This window comes from Falsiroseomonas sp. E2-1-a20 (assembly GCF_051433195.1).
GTDB lineage: Bacteria > Pseudomonadota > Alphaproteobacteria > Acetobacterales > Acetobacteraceae > Falsiroseomonas.
The window spans coordinates 272,705-292,635 of the sequence record NZ_JBHMFT010000005.1 but is presented as its reverse complement, the minus strand read 5'-3'; the positions used below and the strand labels follow the sequence as shown (position 1 = coordinate 292,635).

The following is a 19,931-nucleotide window of genomic DNA, read 5'->3' as shown; positions in this document are numbered from 1 at the left end:
CAGCCGGACCAGCCGGCGCCGGTGGACGCCCTGCCGCTGCCCGCCGTCGTACCGGCCGTGCTGGAGGACGTCCTGCCGCAGCCGGACCAGCCCGCGCCTGTGGACGCTCTGCCGCCGCCAGCCATCGTGCCGGCCGTGCTGGATGAGGTCCTGCCGCGGCCGGACCAGCCCGCGCCGGCGAACGCCCTGCCGCTGCCCGCCATGGTACCGGCCGTGCTGGATGAGGTCCTGCCGCGGCCGGACCAGCCCGCGCCGGCGAACGCCCTGCCGCTGCCCACCATCGTGCCGGCCGTGCTGGATGAGGTCCTGCCGCGGCCGGACCAGCCGGCGCCGGCGAACTCCCTGCCGCTGCCAGCCATGGTACCGGCCGTGCTGGACGAGGTCCTGCCGCGGCCGGACCAGCCGGCGCCGGCGAACGCCCTGCCGCTGCCAGCCATGGTAGCGGCCGTGCTGGACGAGGTCCTGCCGCGGCCGGACCAGCCCGTGCCGGCGAGCGCCCTGCCGCTGCCCGCCGTCGTGCCGGCGGTGCTGGGCGAGGTCCTGCCGCAGCCGGAGCAGCCGGCGCCTGTGGACGCTCTGCCGCTGCCAGCCATAGTACCGGCCGTACTGGACGAGGTCCTGCCGCGGCCGGAGCAGCCCGGACCGGCGGACGCCCTGCCGCCGCCAGCCATCGTGCCGGCCGTGCTGGAGGACGTCCTGCCGCAGCCGGACCAGCCCGCGCCGGCGAACGCCCTGCCGCCGCCAGCCATCGTGCCGGCGGTGCTGGACGAGGTCCAGCCGCAGCCGGACCAGCCCGCACCCGTCGACGCCTTGCCGGCCATCGTGCCCGTGGTGCTGGACGAGGTCCCGCCGCAGCCATCGCAACCCATGCAAGCTGCGCCGGAGGCCTGGGTCCAGGACCTGCTGGTGGTGTTGCGCCCGGACCATGCTGGTCCTGCCGACGATCCCAGCCCCGATCTTCTCCTCCCGCTCGACCCGGTGCCGGACCTCGAATTCACCGGCCCCGATCAGGCGCTGGCCAGCGACTGGCTGCTGTAGTGCGCGGCCCCGGCTACCGGTTGGCCGCCTTGTTGCTGCCGACATTCTCGTGCCATTCGACCGGCAGGCCGTCCCAGGCGGCCAGCGGCTTGCCCGGCCACTTCCTGCGCACGAAGACGCGGAAACCATCGGCCGTCGCCTCGACATAGCCGGACTTGCCATCGGTCAGGCGCAGGTGCTGCGCCAGCGCCTCGGCCTGTTCCTGCATGTAGCTGTCCGTCATCCCGTCATCCTCCCCCCGCCCGCCGCGCCCCGCGCAGCGCCATCAGGCACGCCACGCCCACCGCCGCCATGGTGAGCGACGTACCGATGCCGCTGCCGAATTCCACCAGCCCGACGATGAAGGTCATCAGCGCGCCGAACCCCATCTGCAACGCGCCCACCAGGGCGGAGGCGGTGCCGGCCAGCTGCGGCTTCGCGCTCAGCGCGCCAGCGATGGCGTTGGGCTGCGTCATGCCGTTGCCGACCGCGACGGCGGCCATGGGTGCGAAGAACACCAGGATATGCGGCGGGAACACCAGCACCGCCACCGCGGCACCCAGCGCGCCCACCGTGGCGACGACGGTGCCCAGCCCCACCATGCGCAGGATGCCAAGGCGCTTCGAAAGCACCCCCGCCAGCCAGTTCCCGGCGGCGAAGAAGATGGAGATGGTGGCAAAGGCCAGTGCGAACTGCACCGGCGTGTAGCCCATCCCCTGCACCACGACGTAGGGCGCACCGCCGAGGAAGGCGAAGAAGATGCCGGTGGCGCAGGCCGTCAGCGCCGTATAGGCGCGGAAGGCCGGGATCGCCCACAGGCTGCGATAGGCCTGCCAGATCGCGTACAGGCCCGGCAGCTTCTGCGGCACCGCCAGCGTCTCCGGCAGCCGCAGCCAGGCGACCAGCGCCAGCGGCACCACCACGGCGAGGCAGGCCCACATGCTGGCGCGCCAGCCGAAGCTTTCCTCCAGCAGGCTGCCCAGGATCGGCGCCAGCATCGGCGCGATGGTCATGCCCATGGTGACGTAGCCGAGCACGCTGGCGGCCTCGTCGCGCGGCCAGACATCGCGGATCACGGCGCGCGTCAGCACCACCCCGGCGCAGGCGCCGATGGACTGGATCACGCGCGCCACCACCAGCGCCCCGATGCCGCCCGCCAGCGCCGCCGCGAGGCTGGCCACCGCATACAGCGCAAGTCCGCCCATCAGCAGCGGCCGCCGCCCGAACCGGTCCGACAGCGGGCCATAGACCAGCTGCCCCGCGCCCACGCCCAGCAGGTACAGCGTCACCGTCAACTGGACATGGGCGGTGGAAGCCCCGAGGTCCCGCCCCATCGCCGGCAGGGACGGCACCAGCACCTGCATGGTGAAGGGGCCGATGGCGATGATCGCGACCAGCAGCCAGATCGGCGGTCGCGCCTGGCCGGAGGGCAGCAGCGGCGCAACGGCGGCGCGCGGAGGGGCTGAATGCTTGGTCACCCGGCCGAGTGTAGGCCGCCGGCAGGGGCGCGGGACAGCCCGGCAGACGCCCGCGCCGGACAACCCTCACCCGTGCGTGGTGCTGGGGGCATCCGCCGGGTAGCCCTGGCGTAGCCAGTCCACCACCTCCAGCGGCCGTCGCTTCGGGGCGCGGGCCGCCTGGCGGCGGGCATAGACCTCGTTCAGCAGCACCTCCCCACTTGTCGAGCGGTCCAGTGTCAGGCGACGGTCGAAGGTCTCGGCGGAGCCGGGATGCTGGCCGATCAGCACCAGCGCCGCCTGCGGCAGCCGCGTCCTCACCAGCCGCAGCAGCGCGTCGGCGGAGATCGGGTCCAGCGCATCCGTCGCGTCGCCCAGCACCACCCAGTCCGGCCGCAACAGCAGCAGCCGGGCGAAGGCGAGCCGTTGCAGGTCGGCGCCGTTCAGCACCTCCGCCCAATCCTCGGACCGGTCGATCCGGTCGCCGAGCCCGGCCAGCCCGACATCGGCCAGCGCCGCCCGGATCGCCACGTCATCCGGATCCGCCGCCGCCTCGGGCAGCGCGAGCGCGCGGCGGAGCGTGCCCTGCGGCAGGAACAGCCGGCGGCCGATGGCGATCATCAGCGCGTCGGCCGGCAGGTCCACCCGGCCATAGCCCCAGGGCCAGATGCCGGCGACGACGCGGAAGAAGGCCGCCGCGGCCTCCGGGTCGCCATCCACCAGCACATGTTCGCCCGGTTCCACCCGCAGCGACAGGTTGTTCAGCAGCGCCGTGCCGTCCGGCTCCGCCACCCAGAGGTCCGAGACGCCGAGCCAGGCGCCGGGCGCGCGGTCCATGTTGATGGCGGTCTCGCCGGCCCGCGCCGATTCCAGCGCCACCACCTGCACCGCTTCCTCCAGCGCCAGGACCCGCTCCACGGAGGCGCGCCATTCGGCGATGCGCGGCAGGTTGTCCACCGGCCAGGACAGCGCCGCCGTCACCTGCTGGAACGCCTGCGCCGACTGCATCAGCCGGCCCAGCGTCAGCGTGCCCTCCAGGAAACGCGGCGTGCCGACCAGGATGGGAAACACCGCGGCAAGCGCGACATAGCCGGAGGAAAAGGCGATCAGCCGGGCCAGTCCGACCGACTGGTCCTTCCAGGCCAGCGCGATGGTCTCGAACCCCGTGGTCAGGCGCGCGCGCTCGGCATGTTCGGCGCGGGCCAGCGCGATCGGCTCGGCGCTTTCGCGGGCGCGGACCAGGTCGTAGCGGAAATTGGCTTCCTTGGTCTGGCGCACATCGGTGGTCCGCACCAGCGGCCGGCCCAGCACGAAGGCAACGACAGCACCCAGGCCGGCATACAGGAAGGCGAGCAGCACCAGGTGGCCCGGCACCGCGATGCCCGCGACGGTGATCCAGCCCGACGCCGACCACAGGATGCCGACGAAGGTCACCAGCAGCAGCACGCAGTAGAACAGCGTGCTGGCGAGATCGACCGCGGCTTCGGTCATCACGCGGATATCCTCGGCGATGCGGCCATCCGGGTTGGCGTGGTCGCCGGGGATCAGGCCGGCCTGGAAATGCCGCGAATCCTCCATCCAGCGGCCGATGACGCGCCCTGTCAGCCAGCGCCGCCAGTCCAGTTGCAGATGCCGGCGCACCGCCAGGTGGCCCATGTTGGCGGCCATCGTGCCGCACAGGATCAGCACGAAGATGCCGATCTGCGCCATGGCGTGTTCGGTTGAGCGCCGCTCCAGCGCATCGAACAGGTCGGCGCTCCAGACATTCAGCCGCAGCACCAGGCCGATCTGGCAGACCACCAGCAGGCCCAGCAGGCCGGTCAGCAGCCGTGGCCGCCAGCGTCCCTTCTCGGTCCAGTAGGGCGTGGCCAGGCGGGCGAAGTCACGGAAGAACTTTCGGCTGACGGGCACGGCGTCGCTCATGGCCTGGTCGTCGCTTTGCTGGATCGGGTGAGGTGGGGTGTGGGAATCAGCGGGCCGGCTGCGGGACGCCACGGCGGACCATGGCCTCGCAGCGGTTGTCCTCGCCGGTGCCGAACTGGATGGTCGGCAGCAGCCCGGCGACGGGCGCCAGCAGCGCCGCCAGCCCCGCCACTGCGCCGCCACGCGCCACCAGCTCGCCCAGCTCCGGCCCGACGGACGGGTTGCGGAAGCTGCCGGCGATCAGGATGGAGGTCGGCAGGGTGCCGATGGTGAAGCTTTTGGAGGAGCTGCGCAGCCGAATGTCCAGCCGCTCCCGCGCCAGGTTCACGCTGCCGGTCGCGGCCACCAGCACGTCCTCGGTATCCAGCAGCACGGTGCGCAGGTTGAGCACGCCGCGTTGCAGCACCAGGTCGCCGACGAAGCACTGCACCGCGGTGCGGCCCGGCACGCCGAGCGAGGACAGCAGCGCATTCGCCAGCCGCAGCCCGGACAGATCCACCAGCAGGGCGGAGAGGTTGCCGCCGGACATGCCCAGCGTCAGCGTGCCGTTGCCGGCGCCGAGGATGGTGGCGAAGGAATTGCCGGTGCCGGTCAGGCGCGCGCGGCCGTTGATGGTGCCGGCCCCCTCGAAGGTCCGGGTCGCCTGCATCAGGCGGGACAGGTCGAGGCGCTGGAACTGCACATCGGCCTCGGCCCGCATGCGGCCTTCCTCGGCCGGCGTCAGGGTGACGTTGCCGGCGATCTGGCCGCGCCCGACGCCGAGCGTCAGCGGCCGCAGATGCACCACGCCATCCTTCACCTCCAGCTCCGTGCGCAGGCTGTCGAAGGGCACGTTGCGGCCGATGACGCTGTCGGCGCGGTAGCTGATGCGGATGTCGGTCGACTGCAGCTTCGGCAGGTTGATCGGCTCATCCGGCAGCACGCGCGCCTGGGCCTCGTTGCGGGCCAGGGCGCGGCGTTGTTCCGGCGTCTGGCCGGGCGTTGCCACGCGGCCGGGTTCCTCGCCGATGAAGCCGCCGAGATCGGCGAGGTCGACACGGCGCGAATGCAACTCGCCCACGACATCGACGCGCGATTCAATCGTGCCCACGGTCAGCGTGCCCACAGTAACGGTCCCGGCGATGTCGGTCTGGCCGACGCGGCCGGCGATCTCGCGGAAGCGGAAGCGGCCTTCGACCTGGTCGAGCCGGCCCGCGACCTCGTAGTTCGCCGTGCGCGGAATCGGCACGCCGGTCAGCTTCTCCAGCAGCGCCATGTCGGGCCCGCGCAGCACCAGGCGCAGCTCCGCGCCGCCCAGCGCCAGCGGGTCGCGCAGCGTGCCCTCCAGCGAGAGTTCGGTCGGGCCGTTGGCGAGTTGCACGGCGATCGGCCACGGCCGGTCCGCCTGCAACGCCAGCACGGCGCCGCCGATCGCCTCGCCGGTGATCGGCTGGTCGGCGTAGGTGCCGCTGATGGTGGCGGCCAGGCGCGGCGCCGCGCCGGCCTCGTCCCGCGTGGCAACCGCCAGGCGCAGATCGGCCTGGAGATGCGGCAGCACGATGTGGGCGCGGCCTTCGACGATCCGCAGGATGCCGATCTGCAAGGCCGCGGGCTGGCCCGGTTCGGGCAGGGCGACGTCGAGCGTGTAGTTGTCGCGGCCGTCGTCACGCGACGCGGCCTCGACCACCGGCTGCTGGAGCACGACCTCCGGCACCACCAGCGCGCTGCGGCGCCAGGATTCCATCAGGTCCACCTGCGCCACCAGGCGCGCCGCCTGCGCGAAGGGGGCGTCGGCCGCAAAGCCATCCGGGTTGGCGATGCGCACATCCTCGGCCGTCAGCACGCTGATCCGGCCGGGCTGCAGGTGCAGGTGTCCGATGGTCACGGTGCGCCCGATGGCGGCGGAGGCGCGGCGTTCGGCCAGCGGGATGAACCAGTCCCACGACCAGAAGGCCACCAGCAGCAACAGCAGGACCAGCGGCACGCCCACCCAGGCGAGCCAACGCGGCAGATGCAGACGAGCCACGTGATTCTCCTGATACCCGCCGGCAGAGGATGCCGGGCGCTGATGCTAGGTTCGCAATGATGGTCTTCCGACGGCGCAACTGCCGCGAAGCGGTGGCAGGGCGCTGACGCAGCCGGCACGAGGTGGCGCGGCAGGACTTCTACTTAAGCTCAATCTTCAAATAAAAAATAAAATAGAGCGTTGTACCCGGCGGATCACGGATGATTGTTTGCAATGCGCAACTGCCCCGGCCTACTCCGGCGCCCGGAGCTGCGGAACCACCGCCTCCCACACCGGCAGGATCGCGGCACTCGGCATCACGTCGTAGCGCGACCGCTGCACCAGCAGCGATGCGGCGTGCAGGTCCGGGTCATGGTTGGCGACCGCATCCTCCACCACCACCGGGTAGTAGTCGTAGAAGCCTGCGTCGCGCGCGGTGGGTTCGACGCAGCCCTGGGTGATGAAGCCGCAGCAGACCACGGTGCGGATTCGGTTGGTGCGCAGCAGCATGTCGAGGTTGGTGCCGACGAAGGCGGAGCTGCGCCATTTCTGCACCACGATGTCGCGGCCCGCCGGTTGCAGCTCCGGCACGAATTCGGCGCCCCAGCTTCCGGCGAGGCAGACCTCCGGCTCCTCCGTGATCCCGTTCCGCACGGTCAGGAAGCGCAGCCAGGCGGGGGAGGTGGAGCGGCCATGGGACAGCTTCTGGTTCTGGATGAAGAACACCTGCACCCCCGCGGCGCGCGCGGCGTCCACCAGGCGGGCGCAGGCGCGGATGGCGGCGGGGAAGGTGCTCATGTCCTTGCCCGCGCGGGCGAAGATGCCGCCCTCGGCACAGAAGTCATTCTGCGGGTCGATGACCACCAGCGCGGTATGCGCGGGGTCCACCAGCTCCGTCGTCTCGGTGAAGACCTGCTGGTTGTCGATGGTGATCATGGCGTGGCCTCCCCCGGGTTCGGCAGCGCCTCGTGCAGATGTTCGGCGATGTCGCGGCGGCGCGCGACCCAGACGGCGTCACCTCGTGCGCGCAGCGCGCGCAGGATGCCCTCCACCGCGCGGAAGCGGGCGGGGCGGCCGCAGATGCGCAGGTGCAGCCCGATGTTCAGCAGCTTCGGCACGCCGCGCTCGCCTTCCTCGATCAGCTGGTCCAGCGCGGCTTCCACATAGGCGACGAACTGGTCCGGCAGGACGAAGCCGTTCGGGTGGAAGAACTTCATGTCGTTGCAGTCGAGCGCATAGGGCAGCACCAGCATGCCCGCATCCCAATAGGGCAGGTCATCGTCGAAGGCGTTGCTGTCGTACCGGTAGCCATGCTTCGCCAGCAGCAAGCGCGTCCAGGGCGAGGCACTGCCGCGGCAGAAGAAACCCACCGGCCGCTCGCCGGTCGCGGCCTCGATCGCGGCGCCGGCGCGCAGCAGGCCGGCTTCCTCCTCCGCCTCGGTCGCGTAATCCGCATGCGGGCGCCAGACCCAGCCATGGTTCGCCGCCTCATGCCCGCGCCGCGTCACCTCCGCCGCCAGCGCCGGCGTGCGTTCCACGGCACGGCCGCACATGAAGAAACTGGCCTTCACGCCATGCCGGTCGAAGGCGTCCAGGAAGCGCGGCAGCCCGGCGCGCAGGCCGTAGCCAAAAATCTGTTCCTGGCCGATGTCGCGGCGGCCGGGCGGCACGATGCTGATGACCTCCCCGATGCGCTCATTCTCCGCATCCCCGGCCTCGACCGCCATCTCCGCCCCTTCCTCGTAGTTCACCACGATGGAGACGGCGAGGCGCGCGCCGCCGGGCCAGGCGATGCGGGGCGGCGCGAAGCCGTAGCCGACCAGGTCGCGGCGCATGGTGAGGGATCCTCGCTTTTGGCCCGGATGTTGCAAGCTCCGTGCCGCATGATCCGCCAGGAGAACACCATGCCCAGCCTTCCACGCCGCCTCGTCGCCGGCCTGTTCGCCGCTGCCCTCGGGCTCGGTGCCTCCGCCCAGGCCCAGACCCAGATCCCGCTGCGCGTCGCCGGCAATTTCAGCCAGAACACCAAGCATGTGGATGGCGTGGAGCGCCCGTTCTTCGCCGGCCTCGCCGCCGCCGCCAGCACGCCGCTGGCCGTCACCTACAACCCGCTCGACGTGCTCGGCATCCAGGCGGCGGACAGCCTGCGCCTGCTGCGCTCCGGCGCCTTCGACGTGATGAGCGTGCAGATCGGCATGGTCGCGCGCGATGATCCGTTCTTCGAGGGGCTGGACCTGATCGGCGTCTCCACCAGCGTGCCGGAACTGCGCCGCGCCGTGGAATCCTACCGCGCCGCCTTCGATGAGCGCCTGCAGCAGCGCTTCGGCACGCGGGTGATGACGCTGTGGCCCTTCGGCCCGCAGATCATCTACTGCAACGCGCCGATCAATTCCGTCCGCGACCTGCGCGGCCTGAAGGTGCGGTCCTTCACGCCGACCATGTCCGCGCTGCTGCAGCACCTCGGCGCCACGCCGGTGACGCTGCAGTTCAGCGAGGTGTATCCGGCCCTGCAACGCGGCGTGACGAGCTGCGCCATCACCTCCGCCACCTCGGGCAACACGGGCAACTGGCCGGAAGTCACCACGCATATCCTTCCGCTGGGGCTTTCGGGCGCCGTGCAGGGTCACTTCATGACCATGGCCGCCTGGCGCCGCTTCTCCCCGGAACAGCAGACGGCGCTGACGCGCGAGTTCCGCCGGATGGAGGATGCGATGTGGGACATCGCCACCAACTCCAACGGCGACGCGTTGTCGTGCTCCACCGGCGGTGCCTGTTCGGAACACAAGCCGTTCCGCAACACGCTGGTGGCGGTGAACGAGGCTGATGCGCAGCTGGTGCGCGAAGCCGTCGGCGCCGTGATCCTGCCGACCTGGCGCGACACCTGCAACCGCGTCTGGGCGCAGTGCACGCAGACCTGGAACGGCACCGTCGGCGCCGCGCGCGGCTTCACCATCAACTGAGCAACCCCGCGGTGGAGCGTCTATCCGAAGCGCTCCACCGCGCCGGACGCGATGCGGAAAGCGGCGGCGAAATCGTCCATCTCCATCGCCTCCTCCGGATTGTGGCTGCCGCCGTCGTTGCGGATGAACATCATGGCCGACGCCACCCCCTGGCCCGCAAAGGTCGCGCAATCATGCCCGCCGCCGGAGGCGATGTTCATGCTGGCGATGCCGGCCTCCGCCGCCGCCGCCGCCAGCGCCGCGCGCAGCCGCGGGTCCATCAGCGCCGGCGGCACATGCAGGGCAGGGCCGTAGTCGATCGTCACCCCATGCCGCGCCTGCGCCCCGGCTGCGGCCGTGGCGAGCCAGGCCTCGGCGCGCGCCAGCGTCGCCACATCCTCGGACCGGATGTCCAGGGTGAAGCGCACCTCCCCGGGCACGCGGGTCGGCGCGTGGCGGGTGGCATCGGTGAAAAACTCGCCGATGGTGCAGACCAGGTCGGCGCCGGCCGCCTCCTCCGCGGTCCAGAAGGCGTCGAGCCCCGCGACCAGCGTGGCGGCGGCGATCACCGCATCGCGCCGGGTGCGGCGCGGAGCGCCTCCCGCATGGGCATCCTGCCCGATCGCGCGGCAGTTCCGGTGGCGCAGCGAACCGCGGATGCCGGTGACGAGGCCGGCCGGCAGGCCCGCCTCCACCAGCACCGGGCCCTGTTCGATATGCGGCTCCAGGAACCAGGCGATGCGCTCGGCCCGCAGGCTGGCGCGGCCCTGGCGGATGAAGTCGGGGTCGAAGCCTTCCTCCGCCATGTGGTCGGCGAGCGTCCGGCCGCTGTCGCTGCGCCGCAGCGTGTCCGGCGCCTCGCGCGGCAGCAGCCCGAAGGCCGCGCGGCTGCCGAGGTAGTTGGCCGGGAACCACACCATCTCCTCCGCCCGGATCGCCAGCAGCGTGAGGTCGCGCGGCAGGCGGCGGCCGAGGTGGCGCAGCCGCGCCGCCACCGCCAGCCCCATGGCGACGCCGGCCGCGCCATCGAAATTGCCGCCATGCGGCACGCTGTCCGCATGGCTGCCGATGATCCCGGCGGGCAGGCTGCGGTCCGCGCCCGGCAGGGTCATCGACAGCGTGCCGATCGGGTCCACCGCGACCTCCAGCCCCAGCGCCTCCGCCGCCTCCCGCGCCAGAAGGTGCGCCAGCCGTTCCCCGGCGCCGTAGGAGGCGCGGGTGACGCCCGGGGCATCGAGGCTGCCGGCGCGAAGGGCCTCCAGGTAGCCGGCGGCAAGGTCGAGCGCGCGGGTCTCGGCGGCGGATACAGTCATGGAGAACTCCGATGCGTGAAGCCACCTGCCTCCTGACGGCGGAGGCGCTGGTTTCCGGTGCCACGGACAGCGTGGCGCGGGAAGGCCATGGCGTGCTGGTGGGCGCCGATGGCCGCATCGCCGCCATCGGCCCCGCGGCGGATCTTGCCGCCGCCGCGCCGGCCGCGCAGCGGCTGCACCTGGAAGGCTGCGCCCTGCTGCCGGGCCTGGTGAACGCGCATCAGCACGGGCGCGGGCTGACCCAGTTGCAGCTCGGCTTCCCCGACATGATCCTGGAGGCCTGGCAGGCGACCAAGCGGCGGCGCGGCTGGCTGGACCCGGCGGCGATGGTGCCACTGGCGGCGATGCAGATGCTGGCCTCCGGCGTCACCGCGACGATCCACGCCAACACCACCTGGGGCGAGGCCGGGCGGCAGCCAGACGATCTGGCACGCACCATCGCGGCCTATGATGCGGCGGGGCTGCGCGCGCTGGTCGGCATCGGCGCGCAGGACCGCGCCAGCCTGGTGTTTCCGGCGGAGGACCAGCCCGGCTTCCTGGCCGCGCTGCCCGCGGCCTTGCAGGCGTTGGTCGGGCCGCCCGACCCGCCGATCTACGCCACCACGGCGGAGGAGGCGGCGGCTTTGTACGACGGACTCGCAGAAACCCTGCCCAGCCATGGCCGCATCCGCCTGGCCTTCGCACCCGCCGGCCCGCAATGGGTCAGCGACGAATTGTTCACCGGCCTCGCACAAGCCGCGCGGGCGCGGGGCGAGGTGCCGATCCACATGCATGCGCTGGAAAGCGTGGCGCAGGCCGCCGCCGCGCGAGGGCTGTACCCCGAGGGCACGCTGGCCCGGCTGGAACGCCTCGGCGTGCTCGGCCCCGCCACCTCGCTCGCCCATGCGGCGCATCTGACGCCGGGCGACATCGCGGTCGCCGCCCGCACCGGCACGATGCTGGTGCGCAACCCTGCGAGCAACCTGCGCCTCGGCTGCGGCATCGCCCCACTGGCGGCGTACTGGGCGGCCGGGGTGCGCGTCGCCATCGGCACGGATTGCCAGACGATGGATGACGACGAGGATTTGTGGAAGGAACTGCGCCTGGCTGCCAGGCTCTCCACCGAGCCGTCCTGGCAGGGCGCCGGGCCGCCCGACGCCGCGACGCTGTTCGGCATGGCGACAGGGCAGGGCGCGGCGGCGATGGGGCTGCACCGGCAGATCGGCGCGCTGGCGACGGGGCTCGCGGCGGATGTCATCGCCGTCGACCTGCGGCGTGTGCGCGGCGCCTATGCCGACCCGTCCGTGCCGCTGCTCGACCTGATCCTGGCGCGGGCGGATGCGCGCGACGTGCGGCTGACCATGGTGGATGGCCGGGTGCTGTACCGCGACGGCCACTTCCCGCACCTCGATGCGCAGGCGACCGCCGCCGCGGTCGCCACCGCCGCCACCCGCGCCCGCGAACCCTGGACGCCGGAGCGCGAGGCCGCCGTGGCCGCACTGGTGCAGGCGGTGCGCGACCACTACGCGATGCGAACCTGGAGCATTTTCAAGTCAGGCGGATACGCCTGACGGCTCGGAAAATGCGCCAAATCAACAGCTAGGGCCGTTTCACCTGTGCATGGCGCAGGTGAAACGGCCCTAGTCGAACGCCAGCCCGGGCAGCCACAGCGCGAGGCCGGGGAACGCGATCAGCAGCAGCACCAGCAGCACCATGATGCCCAGGAAGGGCAGCGTGCCCTGGATCACCTCGCCCACGGTGCCGCTCGTCCGCACCCCCTGCACCACGTACAGGTTCATCCCGACCGGCGGCGTGATCAGCGCGATCTCGCACATCACCACCAGGAAGATGCCGAACCACACCGGGTCGATGCCCAGCGCGACGACGATGGGGAACACGATGGGGATGGTGCCCACCATCATCGACAGCGTCTCCAGGAAGCAGCCGAGCACCAGGTAGAAGACGAACAGCACGAACAGGATGCCGATCGGCCCGACCTCGAGCGATGTGACGAAGGCCGACAGAGCCTGCGGCACGCCGAGGATGCCGAGCACGAAGTTCAGGTAGAACGCCGCCGCCACGATCAGCAGGATCATGGAACTGACCGTCACCGTGGTCTCGAAGCAGGCATGCAGCATGGAGACCTTGAAGCGGCCGTAGCAGAAGGACAGCAGGAAAGCCGCTACGACGCCCACCGCCGCGCTCTCGGTCGGCGTCGCCCAGCCGGCATAGATGCTGCCCATCACCGCGACGAACAGCCCGACCGGCGCCGCCAGCCCGCCCAGCGCGCGGATGCGGGCGCCGAGCGGCAGCCGCGGCTCGCTCTGGCCGGCCAGCGCCGGGCGCCACAGGCACAGCACGGCGATCATCGCCATGAACATCGCGGTCAGCAGCAGCCCCGGCACCACGCCGGCCGCGTACAGCCGGCCGACGGAGGTGTTGGTCATCGCGCCATAGATGATCATGTTGATGGAAGGCGGGATCAGGATGCCGAGCGTCGCCCCCGCCGCGATGGTGCCGAGCACCAGGCGCGGGTCGTAGCGCCGGTTCGCGAAGGTCGGCATGGCGACGGTGCCGATGGTGGCCGCCGTCGCGACCGAGGACCCGGAGACCGCGGCGAACATCGCGCAGGCGCCGATATTGGTGTGCAGCAGCCCGCCCGGCAGCGGCCCCAGCCAGGCGGCCAGCGCCTTGTACATCCGGTCCGTCGCGCCGCCCTTCACCAGCAACTCCCCGAGCAGCACGAACAGCGGCACGGCGAGCAGCGTGAAGCTGTCCGTCGCCCCCCACAACTGCGTGCCCAGCGCGTTGATCACCGGCGCGCCGAGATAGAGATCCGCCCCCAGCAGGGCGACGGCCGCCATCGCCACGCCGACATGCAGCCCCGCGAACAGCATGGCGAGCATCAGCGCGAAGCCGATGGCCGCCTCGGTCACCCCGAAGCCGGTCATCGCAGCGCCTCCTTGCCGGTCTCGACGGCGATTTCCTCATCCACCGTCGGCGGGCCATACCAGGCATTCACCTCCCTCACCCGGCCGCGCGCCAGCAGGGATGCGGCGTGCAGCGCGAGCAGCACGGCGACCGCGGCGAACAGGGCAAGCCCCGCGAACCAGACGCCCTGCGGAATCCACAGCGGCACCTGCAACGGGCTGGTGGAGACGGACATGAAGTCGATGCTGTCGGACATCTCCGCCCAGCCGCGGCTGGCGGCGAAGGCGGCGAGCGCGGCGATGGCGAGCGCGGCCACCACATGCGCCACGGCGCGCGGGGCCGCGGGCAGGCGCGACAGGAACAGGTCGATCCGCGTATGCCGCCGCACGACGAGGGTATGGGCGAAGCCGAAGGCGACCAGCCCGGCCAGCGTGTAGCCGCCGATCTCGTCCGTGCCCTGCAGCGACACGCCGAGGTAGCGCCGCGCGATCAGGTCCGCGCAGACCAGCAGGCTGTAGCCCAGCAGCCACCAGCCGCAGAGCAGGCTGAAGAAGCGGGTGACGGGCGCGACGCCCGCCGCCACGGGGTTGATGGATTTGCCGGCGCCGGACGCGCCGCCGGCGGGTGATCTGGGAGAGACGGCCATGGGCACCTTGCTGCAAGGACCCGGGCGGCTGTGCAACATCGGTGCCAGCCGGCAGCCTGACTCAGGCTGCGGCGGCGTCTCCCTCCGCGGCCGCGCTGTCCGTCGCGGCCCGGTGGTCCGTCTCCTGCGCGTCCTGCTCCAGCAGAAGCAGCGCTTCGTCGAAGGCCTGGGCCAGATCAGTCATGATCTTCCGCATGGCGTCGATTTGCGACTCGAGAAGTTGCACTTTGCAGTCGGAATGTTCGAGCATGATTGCTCTTGGCGTAGTTTCCGTTGACTTGAAACCGGATATTTGTGCGGATTTGTCCTGGCCGCAGGGCTGCCTTGCGTTGCCGCCCCCGCATCGACGCGCCGGCGCGCTTCGCGATACCCTGCGTGCCGCTTCATCACGCCGGGAACCCCCTGCCATGTCCGACGCCACCCGCCACGACCCGGCGCGCCTGATTGCCTCGGCCGAGGCGCTGTGCCGCGCCGCCGGGCTGGACGCGCCGAAGGCCGGCGCCGTCGCCCGCACGCTGGTGGAAGCGGACCTGCTCGGCCATGCGACCCACGGCCTGGCGCTGCTGCCGCGCTACCTCGAGGACATGGGCAATGGCGGCATGGCGACGGAAGGCGAGCCGGAGGTGCTGCGCGACCGCGGCGCCTGCGTCACCTGGAACGGCCGCCGCCTGCCTGGCCCCTGGCTGGTGCACCGCGCGCTGGACCTGGCGCTGGACCGCGTCGGCACATACGGCACCGTGACGGTCGCCATCGGCGACAGCCACCACATCGGCTGCCTCGCAACCTACCTGACACGCGCGACGGAGCGCGGCTTCATGCTGGTGCTGTCCTCCTCCGCCTCCGCCGCCGCGGCGGTGGCCCCCTTCGGGGCGATCACCGGCGTGCTGGCGCCGGACCCGGTGGCGGCCGGCATCCCGACCGACGGCGAGCCCATCCTGATGGATGTCAGCGCCTCCATCACCACCATCAACATGGCCGGGCGCCTGCAGAAGGAAGGCGGGCAGTTCCCGCATGCCTGGGTGCAGGACGCCGAGGGCCGCGCCTCCACCGACCCGGCCGTGCTGACCCGGGGCGGCACGCTGCTGCCGGCCGGCGGGCAGGACCATGGCCAGAAGGGCTATGCCTGGGCGCTGATGAACGAGGCGCTGACCCAGGGCCTGTCCGGCTATGGCCGCGCCGACCGGCCGAGCGGCTGGACCGCCTCCGTGCTGCTGCAACTGTACGACCCGGAGGCCTTCGCCGGGATCGACGCCTTCCGCCGGCAGACCAGCCACACCGCCGCCGCCTGCCGCGCGGCAACCCCGCGGCCGGGGGTGGCGCGGGTGCGCCTGCCCGGCGAATCCGGCCTGGCGCATCGCCGGGAGGCGCTGCGGGACGGCGTGAGGCTCTCGCCGGCCATCGTGGCGGGGCTGAAGGACGCGGCGCGGAAGCTGGGCGTCGCGGTCGAAATCTAGGGCCGTTTCACCTGCGCCATGCACAGGTGAAACGGCCCTAGCTGTTGATTTGGCGCATTTTCCGAGCCGTCAGGCGTATCCGCCTGACTTGAAAATGCTCTAGCGGCGCGGCGCGCCTGTAAGTCCCGGGATGTTCGGCATGCCTTGCGGCATCTGCATGGTCTGGTAGCCGGCGGGCACCCGGAAACGGGCCGGGTCCTGCGTGCCATAGGTCACCTGCGTCGCCTCCATGCTGCCCGATTGGCCCTGCGCGCTGCCCTGGGCGCGCAGCATCACGCCATCCGTGGTGATGCAGGCGGTGCCGCGGTCGGTGCCGTCCTCGAAGTTCCACACCGTGCAGCCATGCCCGGCGACGGTGGCACTGCCGGTGCGGCGGAACCGCGCGGTGGGCGACATGCCGGTGTGCTTGGCCACCTGGTCCATCGGGATGTTCATCACCATGCGCATCTGCTCCATCACCATGAAGCCGCGCTGCGCCCGGTGGTCGGCCACCATCCAGCCCATGCCGGCCAGATCCACCCGCATGGTCTGCGCGGCGGCGAGCCAGGACAGCGTCATCCCCGGCAGCGCCGGCTGGCCGGCAGGCCGGCCCTGCGTCTCGGTCACGCGGTAGGCGACGCTGACATCGCGCGTCGGGAACAGCGGCGGGCGGTCCTGCGCCGCGGCCGCACCGGCGAACATCGGCGCGGCCACCGCCAGGGCGGAGGCGATCAGCTGCGGGCGCTTCATGGATGGGTCCCCTCGTGGTGCCGGCCGGGCAGGCTCTCCCGCCCGCCCGGGCCAGGTCAAGCCGCGCGAAACCTGGCGAAACGCGCGACCTGCCGCGGTAGCCTCGGCGGATGCCGCACCCATCCCGCCCGCGCGCCATCGCCCGGCTCCGCCGCATCTGCCTCGCCCTGCCGGAGGCGGCGGAGGTGGAGACCTGGGACCACCCGACCTTCCGCGTGCGCAACCGGATCTTCGCCATGGTGCAGACGGCGGAGGATGGCCCGGCCGCGTGGTTCAAGGCGCCGCCGGGCAGCCAGCAGCTTCTGCTGGAAGCGGCGCCGGAGCGGTTCTTCCGGCCGCCCTACCTCGGCCACAGGGGATGGGTGGCGCTGCGGCTGGAAGGTTCGACGGATTGGGCGGAGGCGGCGGCCCTGGTTCGGCGCAGCTACCGGCTCGTGGCACCGAGGCGGCTGGCGGGGCAGGTCGCGGAATAGCTATTCGGCCGCCCGCCGCTGCTGCACATCCGCCAGCGCACGCGCCAACTGTGCCTGCGAATAGGGCTTCGCCAGCCGCGGCGGCCCCTCCGCATCGTTCCATGGCCCGGCATGGCCGGTCGCCAGGACCACCGGCAGCCCCGGCATGTCCCGCGCCAGCACTGCCGCGAATTCGGCGCCGGTCATGCCGGGCATCGCATGGTCGGTGACCACGGCGGCCGGTGCGGGGCCGGCATGCAGCAGGGCCAGCGCAGCTTCCGCCGATGGAGCCACCTGCACCTCGTAGCCCAGGTCGGACAGCATCGCCGCCGTGCCTTCCAGCACCATCGCCTCGTCGTCCACCAGCAGCACGCGCCCCTGACCCCGCGGCACGGCCACCTCATCCGCCGATCCGGCAACCGCGGCTGCCGCCTCGGCCGAGACCGGCAGCCACAGCGTCACCACGGTGCCGCGCCCCGGCGCGCTGTCGATCTGCAGCGCGCCGCCGGATTGCAGCGCCAGCCCATGCACCATGGACAGGCCGAGCCCGGTGCCCTGGCCCGGCCCCTTGGTGGAAAAGAACGGCTCCACGGCGCGCGCCAGCGTCGCGGCATCCATGCCCTGGCCTGGATCGGTGACGGCGATGCAGAGGTATTCGCCGGCCCCCAGGCTCGGGCTGGTACCGGCGGGCCCGGCGTTCCCTGCTGCGGCAGCCTGGGGCAGGGTCCGCTGGTCGAGCCGCACCAGGATGCGTCCGCCCTCCGGCATCGCGTCGCGGGCGTTCACCACCAGGTTCATCAGCGCCAGTTCCAGCGCATGCGGGTCCACCATCGCGGCCGGCAGCCCGTCAGGTGTTTCCAGCTTCACCTGCACCCGCGGCCCGGCGGATTGCGCCAGCAATTCGTGCAACCCCGCCAGCAGTTGCGCCAGGTCCACCGCGGCGGGCTTCAGATCCTGCCGCCGGGCGAAGGCCAGCAGCCGCTGCGTCAGTTGCGCACCACGCTCCGCGCCCAGCGCCGCGGCATCCAGGTGGCGCAGGAGCTGCGGCGTGGCAGCCTCCCCCAGCCGCTTGCGGGCTAGGCCGAGATTGCCCAGCACCGTCATCAGCAGGTTGTTGAAGTCATGCGCCACGCCGCCGGTCAGGCGGCCCAGCACCTCCATCTTCTGCGCCTCCAGCAGCTGTGCCTGCGCCGCCTTGAGGCTGGAGACGTCGCGCGCCTCCGGCACCAGCAGGGACACCAGCCCGTCCTCGTCGCGCACCGGCTTGATCGAGAAGTCGATGGCGAGCGGCTGGCCATCGGCCGCCCGCATCGCCAGTTCGCGGCGGATGAACTGCCCGCCCGCCGCCAGCGCCACGGCCTCGCGCACCAGGCCGCGCAGCGCCGCATCCTCCGGCCACCAGGGCGCATCCCAGTAGGGCCGGCCGATCACCTCCTCCGCCCGCACGCCGCCCAGCCGCAGCATCGCCTCGTTCGCCTCCAGCAGCGTGCCGTCCGGCGACAGCAGGCCGATGAACTGGAAGGTGGCGTCGAAGATGCCGCGGAACCGCGCCTCGCCCTCCCGCAGCCGGGCACTGGCATCGGCCAGCGCGCCGGTGCGCTCGGCGACGCGGCGTTCCAGCGTGGCATTGGCCACCTCCAGCGCCTCCGCCTTCAGGCGGCGGTCGGTCACATCCAGCGCGATGCCGAGCATCCGGCGCGGCTGGCCATCCATGCCGCGCCGCACCTCCGCCCGCACCCCGACCCAGCGTTCCGGGCCATCCGAAGTCTCCGCATGGGCGAGGCGGAACTCCGCCTCCAGCGGAATCTCGCCCCGCACCGCGGCGGCCAGCGCGGCGGCGAGGCCCAGCCGGTCCTCGGCGCGGACCCCGCGCAGCGCGGCGCGAGCGGTGATGCGGCGGCGGGACCGCAGGCCCCATTCGCCGAAGACGTCGCCGACCAGGGCAAGCCGGCCGTCGCGCAGGTCCCAGTCCCACAACCCGATGCGCCCGGCCTGCTGCGCCAGCCGCAGCCGCGCCTCGCCTTCCTGCACCGAGGCCAGCAATTCCTCGCGTTCCGCCAGGGCCGCGGCCAGCGCGGTGCCGCGTTCCTCCGCCGAATGCCGCGCCGCGCGTTCCCGCCCTTCCGCCCGCAGCGCCGCCAGGCCGAGCAGCACCCCGAGCGCCGCCGACACGACGAAGATCAGGCCGTTGCGCAGCAGCCGGCCGCGGAATGGCGCCAGCACCTGGGCGCGCGAAATGGCGGCGGAGGCCACCACCGGCATCCCCGGCGCCATTCGCCAGGCCAGCAGCCGCTCGGTCCCCGCCGCGTCCACCTCCTCCCGCATCCCCGCGGCGCCCTCCAGCGGGCGTTGCGGGTCGGAGGCCGGGTCGCCAGCGGAAAGCGGCCAGCGCATCACCCGCGCGCCATCCAGCCGATCGAGTTGCAGCAAGGCGCCAGGCCCCAGCGCGAGTCCCTCCATCAACTGGCCGAGTTCCTCCGCCGCAATGGCCGCCACCACCGCGCCCTGGAAACGACCCGCTTCGTCCTGCAACGGCCGGCCCCAGGCAAAGAACCAGCCACCGACGGGTGCTCCATGCAGCAGCCCGGTCAGGTGCCCGGCGGCGCCGGCGCGCAGCGGCTCGAAATACGGCTGGTGTGCGAGCGAGGCGCCGTGCAGCCGGCGGTCCAGGCTGTTCACCACCAGCCGCCCGGCGGCATCCACCACCCAGATGGCATGCACCTCCGGCACGCCCTGGGCCAGCCGGGCCAACTCCTCCCAGCCTTCCTCGCGCAGCGTCTCCAGCGGCGCATCGGCGGCAAGCTGCGCGACCCGCCCGGTGGTCAACTCGGCGAAGCGCAGCACCCGGTCGGCATGCTGGGCGAGCAGGGCGGCGGTGTTCTCGGCCGCGCTCCAGCCCTGGGCGAGGGTGGCGCGGCGATCGGCCAGGGTCGCGGCCAGGAACAGCCAGCCGGCGATCAGCGCGAAGGCCGCCAGGCTGAGCGCCAGCCAGCGTCCGCCGTTGCCGCGCGCCGGCAGCCCCATGGAATGCCTCGCCCCGGACTGGTCCCTCAACCTTTCCACCGCGTCCCTTCGCAGCCCCCTCGCCGGGCGGTATCCTGGACCTG

At 72.3% G+C, this 19,931-nt stretch carries 16 protein-coding genes and 1 pseudogene; 5 read left to right on the top strand and 12 right to left on the bottom strand.

Going from position 1 to position 19,931, the window contains the following annotated elements:
* Positions 1–1,038: pseudogene (locus ACFHPP_RS09365) on the top strand (hypothetical protein); the annotation flags it as partial.
* A gap of 13 nt (positions 1,039–1,051) precedes the next feature.
* Here the strand turns inward: ACFHPP_RS09365 and ACFHPP_RS09360 are convergent.
* The 6 genes from ACFHPP_RS09360 to ACFHPP_RS09335 all read right to left on the bottom strand — a co-directional run bounded on the left by ACFHPP_RS09360 (position 1,052) and on the right by ACFHPP_RS09335 (position 8,216).
* On the bottom strand, positions 1,052–1,261 hold the full coding sequence (locus ACFHPP_RS09360; protein WP_437162994.1) for a hypothetical protein: 210 nt from the start codon (positions 1,259–1,261) through the stop codon (positions 1,052–1,054).
* Positions 1,262–1,265: 4 nt separating this feature from the next.
* Positions 1,266–2,495 (bottom strand): multidrug effflux MFS transporter, encoded by a 1,230-nt coding sequence (locus tag ACFHPP_RS09355; protein ID WP_437162993.1) that lies wholly within the window; start codon positions 2,493–2,495, stop codon positions 1,266–1,268.
* Between the two features lie 66 nt (positions 2,496–2,561).
* Positions 2,562–4,397 (bottom strand): ABC transporter ATP-binding protein/permease, encoded by a 1,836-nt coding sequence (locus tag ACFHPP_RS09350; RefSeq protein WP_437162992.1) that lies wholly within the window; start codon positions 4,395–4,397, stop codon positions 2,562–2,564.
* A 46-nt stretch (positions 4,398–4,443) separates the two neighbouring features.
* The gene (locus ACFHPP_RS09345; protein ID WP_437162991.1) at positions 4,444–6,402 is read right to left on the bottom strand and encodes an AsmA family protein; all 1,959 of its coding nucleotides are present in this window, start codon (positions 6,400–6,402) and stop codon (positions 4,444–4,446) included.
* Positions 6,403–6,633: 231 nt separating this feature from the next.
* Positions 6,634–7,317: a cysteine hydrolase family protein gene (locus ACFHPP_RS09340; protein WP_437162990.1), complete on the bottom strand. Its 684-nt coding sequence runs from the start codon at positions 7,315–7,317 to the stop codon at positions 6,634–6,636.
* Positions 7,314–8,216 carry a polysaccharide deacetylase family protein gene (locus tag ACFHPP_RS09335; protein WP_437162989.1) on the bottom strand — a complete coding sequence of 301 codons (903 nt, stop codon included), beginning with the start codon at positions 8,214–8,216 and terminating at the stop codon, positions 7,314–7,316. Before ACFHPP_RS09335 ends, ACFHPP_RS09340 begins: the two co-directional genes overlap by 4 nt.
* Positions 8,217–8,285: 69 nt before the next feature.
* Between ACFHPP_RS09335 and ACFHPP_RS09330 the strand changes: the two genes are divergently transcribed.
* A complete protein-coding gene (locus ACFHPP_RS09330; protein ID WP_437162988.1) occupies positions 8,286–9,341 on the top strand; it encodes a TRAP transporter substrate-binding protein in 1,056 nt (351 codons plus the stop codon).
* Positions 9,342–9,361: 20 nt separating this feature from the next.
* Here ACFHPP_RS09330 and ACFHPP_RS09325 read toward each other — a convergent pair whose 3' ends face one another.
* The gene (locus ACFHPP_RS09325; RefSeq protein WP_437162987.1) at positions 9,362–10,633 is read right to left on the bottom strand and encodes a hydantoinase/carbamoylase family amidase; all 1,272 of its coding nucleotides are present in this window, start codon (positions 10,631–10,633) and stop codon (positions 9,362–9,364) included.
* An 11-nt stretch (positions 10,634–10,644) separates the two neighbouring features.
* Here ACFHPP_RS09325 and ACFHPP_RS09320 point away from each other — a divergent pair, with 11 nt between their 5' ends.
* A complete protein-coding gene (locus ACFHPP_RS09320) occupies positions 10,645–12,183 on the top strand; it encodes an amidohydrolase family protein (protein ID WP_437162986.1) in 1,539 nt (512 codons plus the stop codon).
* A 69-nt stretch (positions 12,184–12,252) separates the two neighbouring features.
* Here ACFHPP_RS09320 and ACFHPP_RS09315 read toward each other — a convergent pair whose 3' ends face one another.
* The 3 genes from ACFHPP_RS09315 to ACFHPP_RS09305 all read right to left on the bottom strand — a co-directional run bounded on the left by ACFHPP_RS09315 (position 12,253) and on the right by ACFHPP_RS09305 (position 14,439).
* Positions 12,253–13,563, bottom strand: coding sequence for a TRAP transporter large permease (locus tag ACFHPP_RS09315; RefSeq protein WP_437162985.1), 1,311 nt, complete (start codon positions 13,561–13,563; stop codon positions 12,253–12,255).
* A complete protein-coding gene (locus ACFHPP_RS09310) occupies positions 13,560–14,189 on the bottom strand; it encodes a TRAP transporter small permease subunit (protein WP_437162984.1) in 630 nt (209 codons plus the stop codon). Before ACFHPP_RS09310 ends, ACFHPP_RS09315 begins: the two co-directional genes overlap by 4 nt.
* Before the next feature lie 61 nt (positions 14,190–14,250).
* Entirely contained in the window at positions 14,251–14,439 is a 189-nt protein-coding gene (locus tag ACFHPP_RS09305; RefSeq protein ID WP_437162983.1) for a hypothetical protein, read from the bottom strand.
* A 157-nt stretch (positions 14,440–14,596) separates the two neighbouring features.
* On the opposite strand from ACFHPP_RS09305, the gene ACFHPP_RS09300 reads away from it, so the two are divergent.
* Positions 14,597–15,643, top strand: coding sequence for an Ldh family oxidoreductase (locus ACFHPP_RS09300; RefSeq protein WP_437162982.1), 1,047 nt, complete (start codon positions 14,597–14,599; stop codon positions 15,641–15,643).
* Positions 15,644–15,742: 99 nt separating this feature from the next.
* Here the strand turns inward: ACFHPP_RS09300 and ACFHPP_RS09295 are convergent, their stop codons facing one another.
* Complete coding sequence (locus ACFHPP_RS09295) at positions 15,743–16,372, bottom strand: hypothetical protein (protein ID WP_437162981.1); 630 nt, start codon at positions 16,370–16,372, stop codon at positions 15,743–15,745.
* A gap of 110 nt (positions 16,373–16,482) precedes the next feature.
* Between ACFHPP_RS09295 and ACFHPP_RS09290 the strand changes: the two genes are divergently transcribed.
* On the top strand, positions 16,483–16,845 hold the full coding sequence (locus tag ACFHPP_RS09290; RefSeq protein ID WP_437162980.1) for an MmcQ/YjbR family DNA-binding protein: 363 nt from the start codon (positions 16,483–16,485) through the stop codon (positions 16,843–16,845).
* On the opposite strand, the gene ACFHPP_RS09285 is transcribed toward ACFHPP_RS09290, so the two are convergent.
* Positions 16,846–19,848 (bottom strand): ATP-binding protein, encoded by a 3,003-nt coding sequence (locus ACFHPP_RS09285; RefSeq protein ID WP_437162979.1) that lies wholly within the window; start codon positions 19,846–19,848, stop codon positions 16,846–16,848. It lies immediately after the preceding gene.
* Positions 19,849–19,931: the final 83 nt, after the last annotated feature.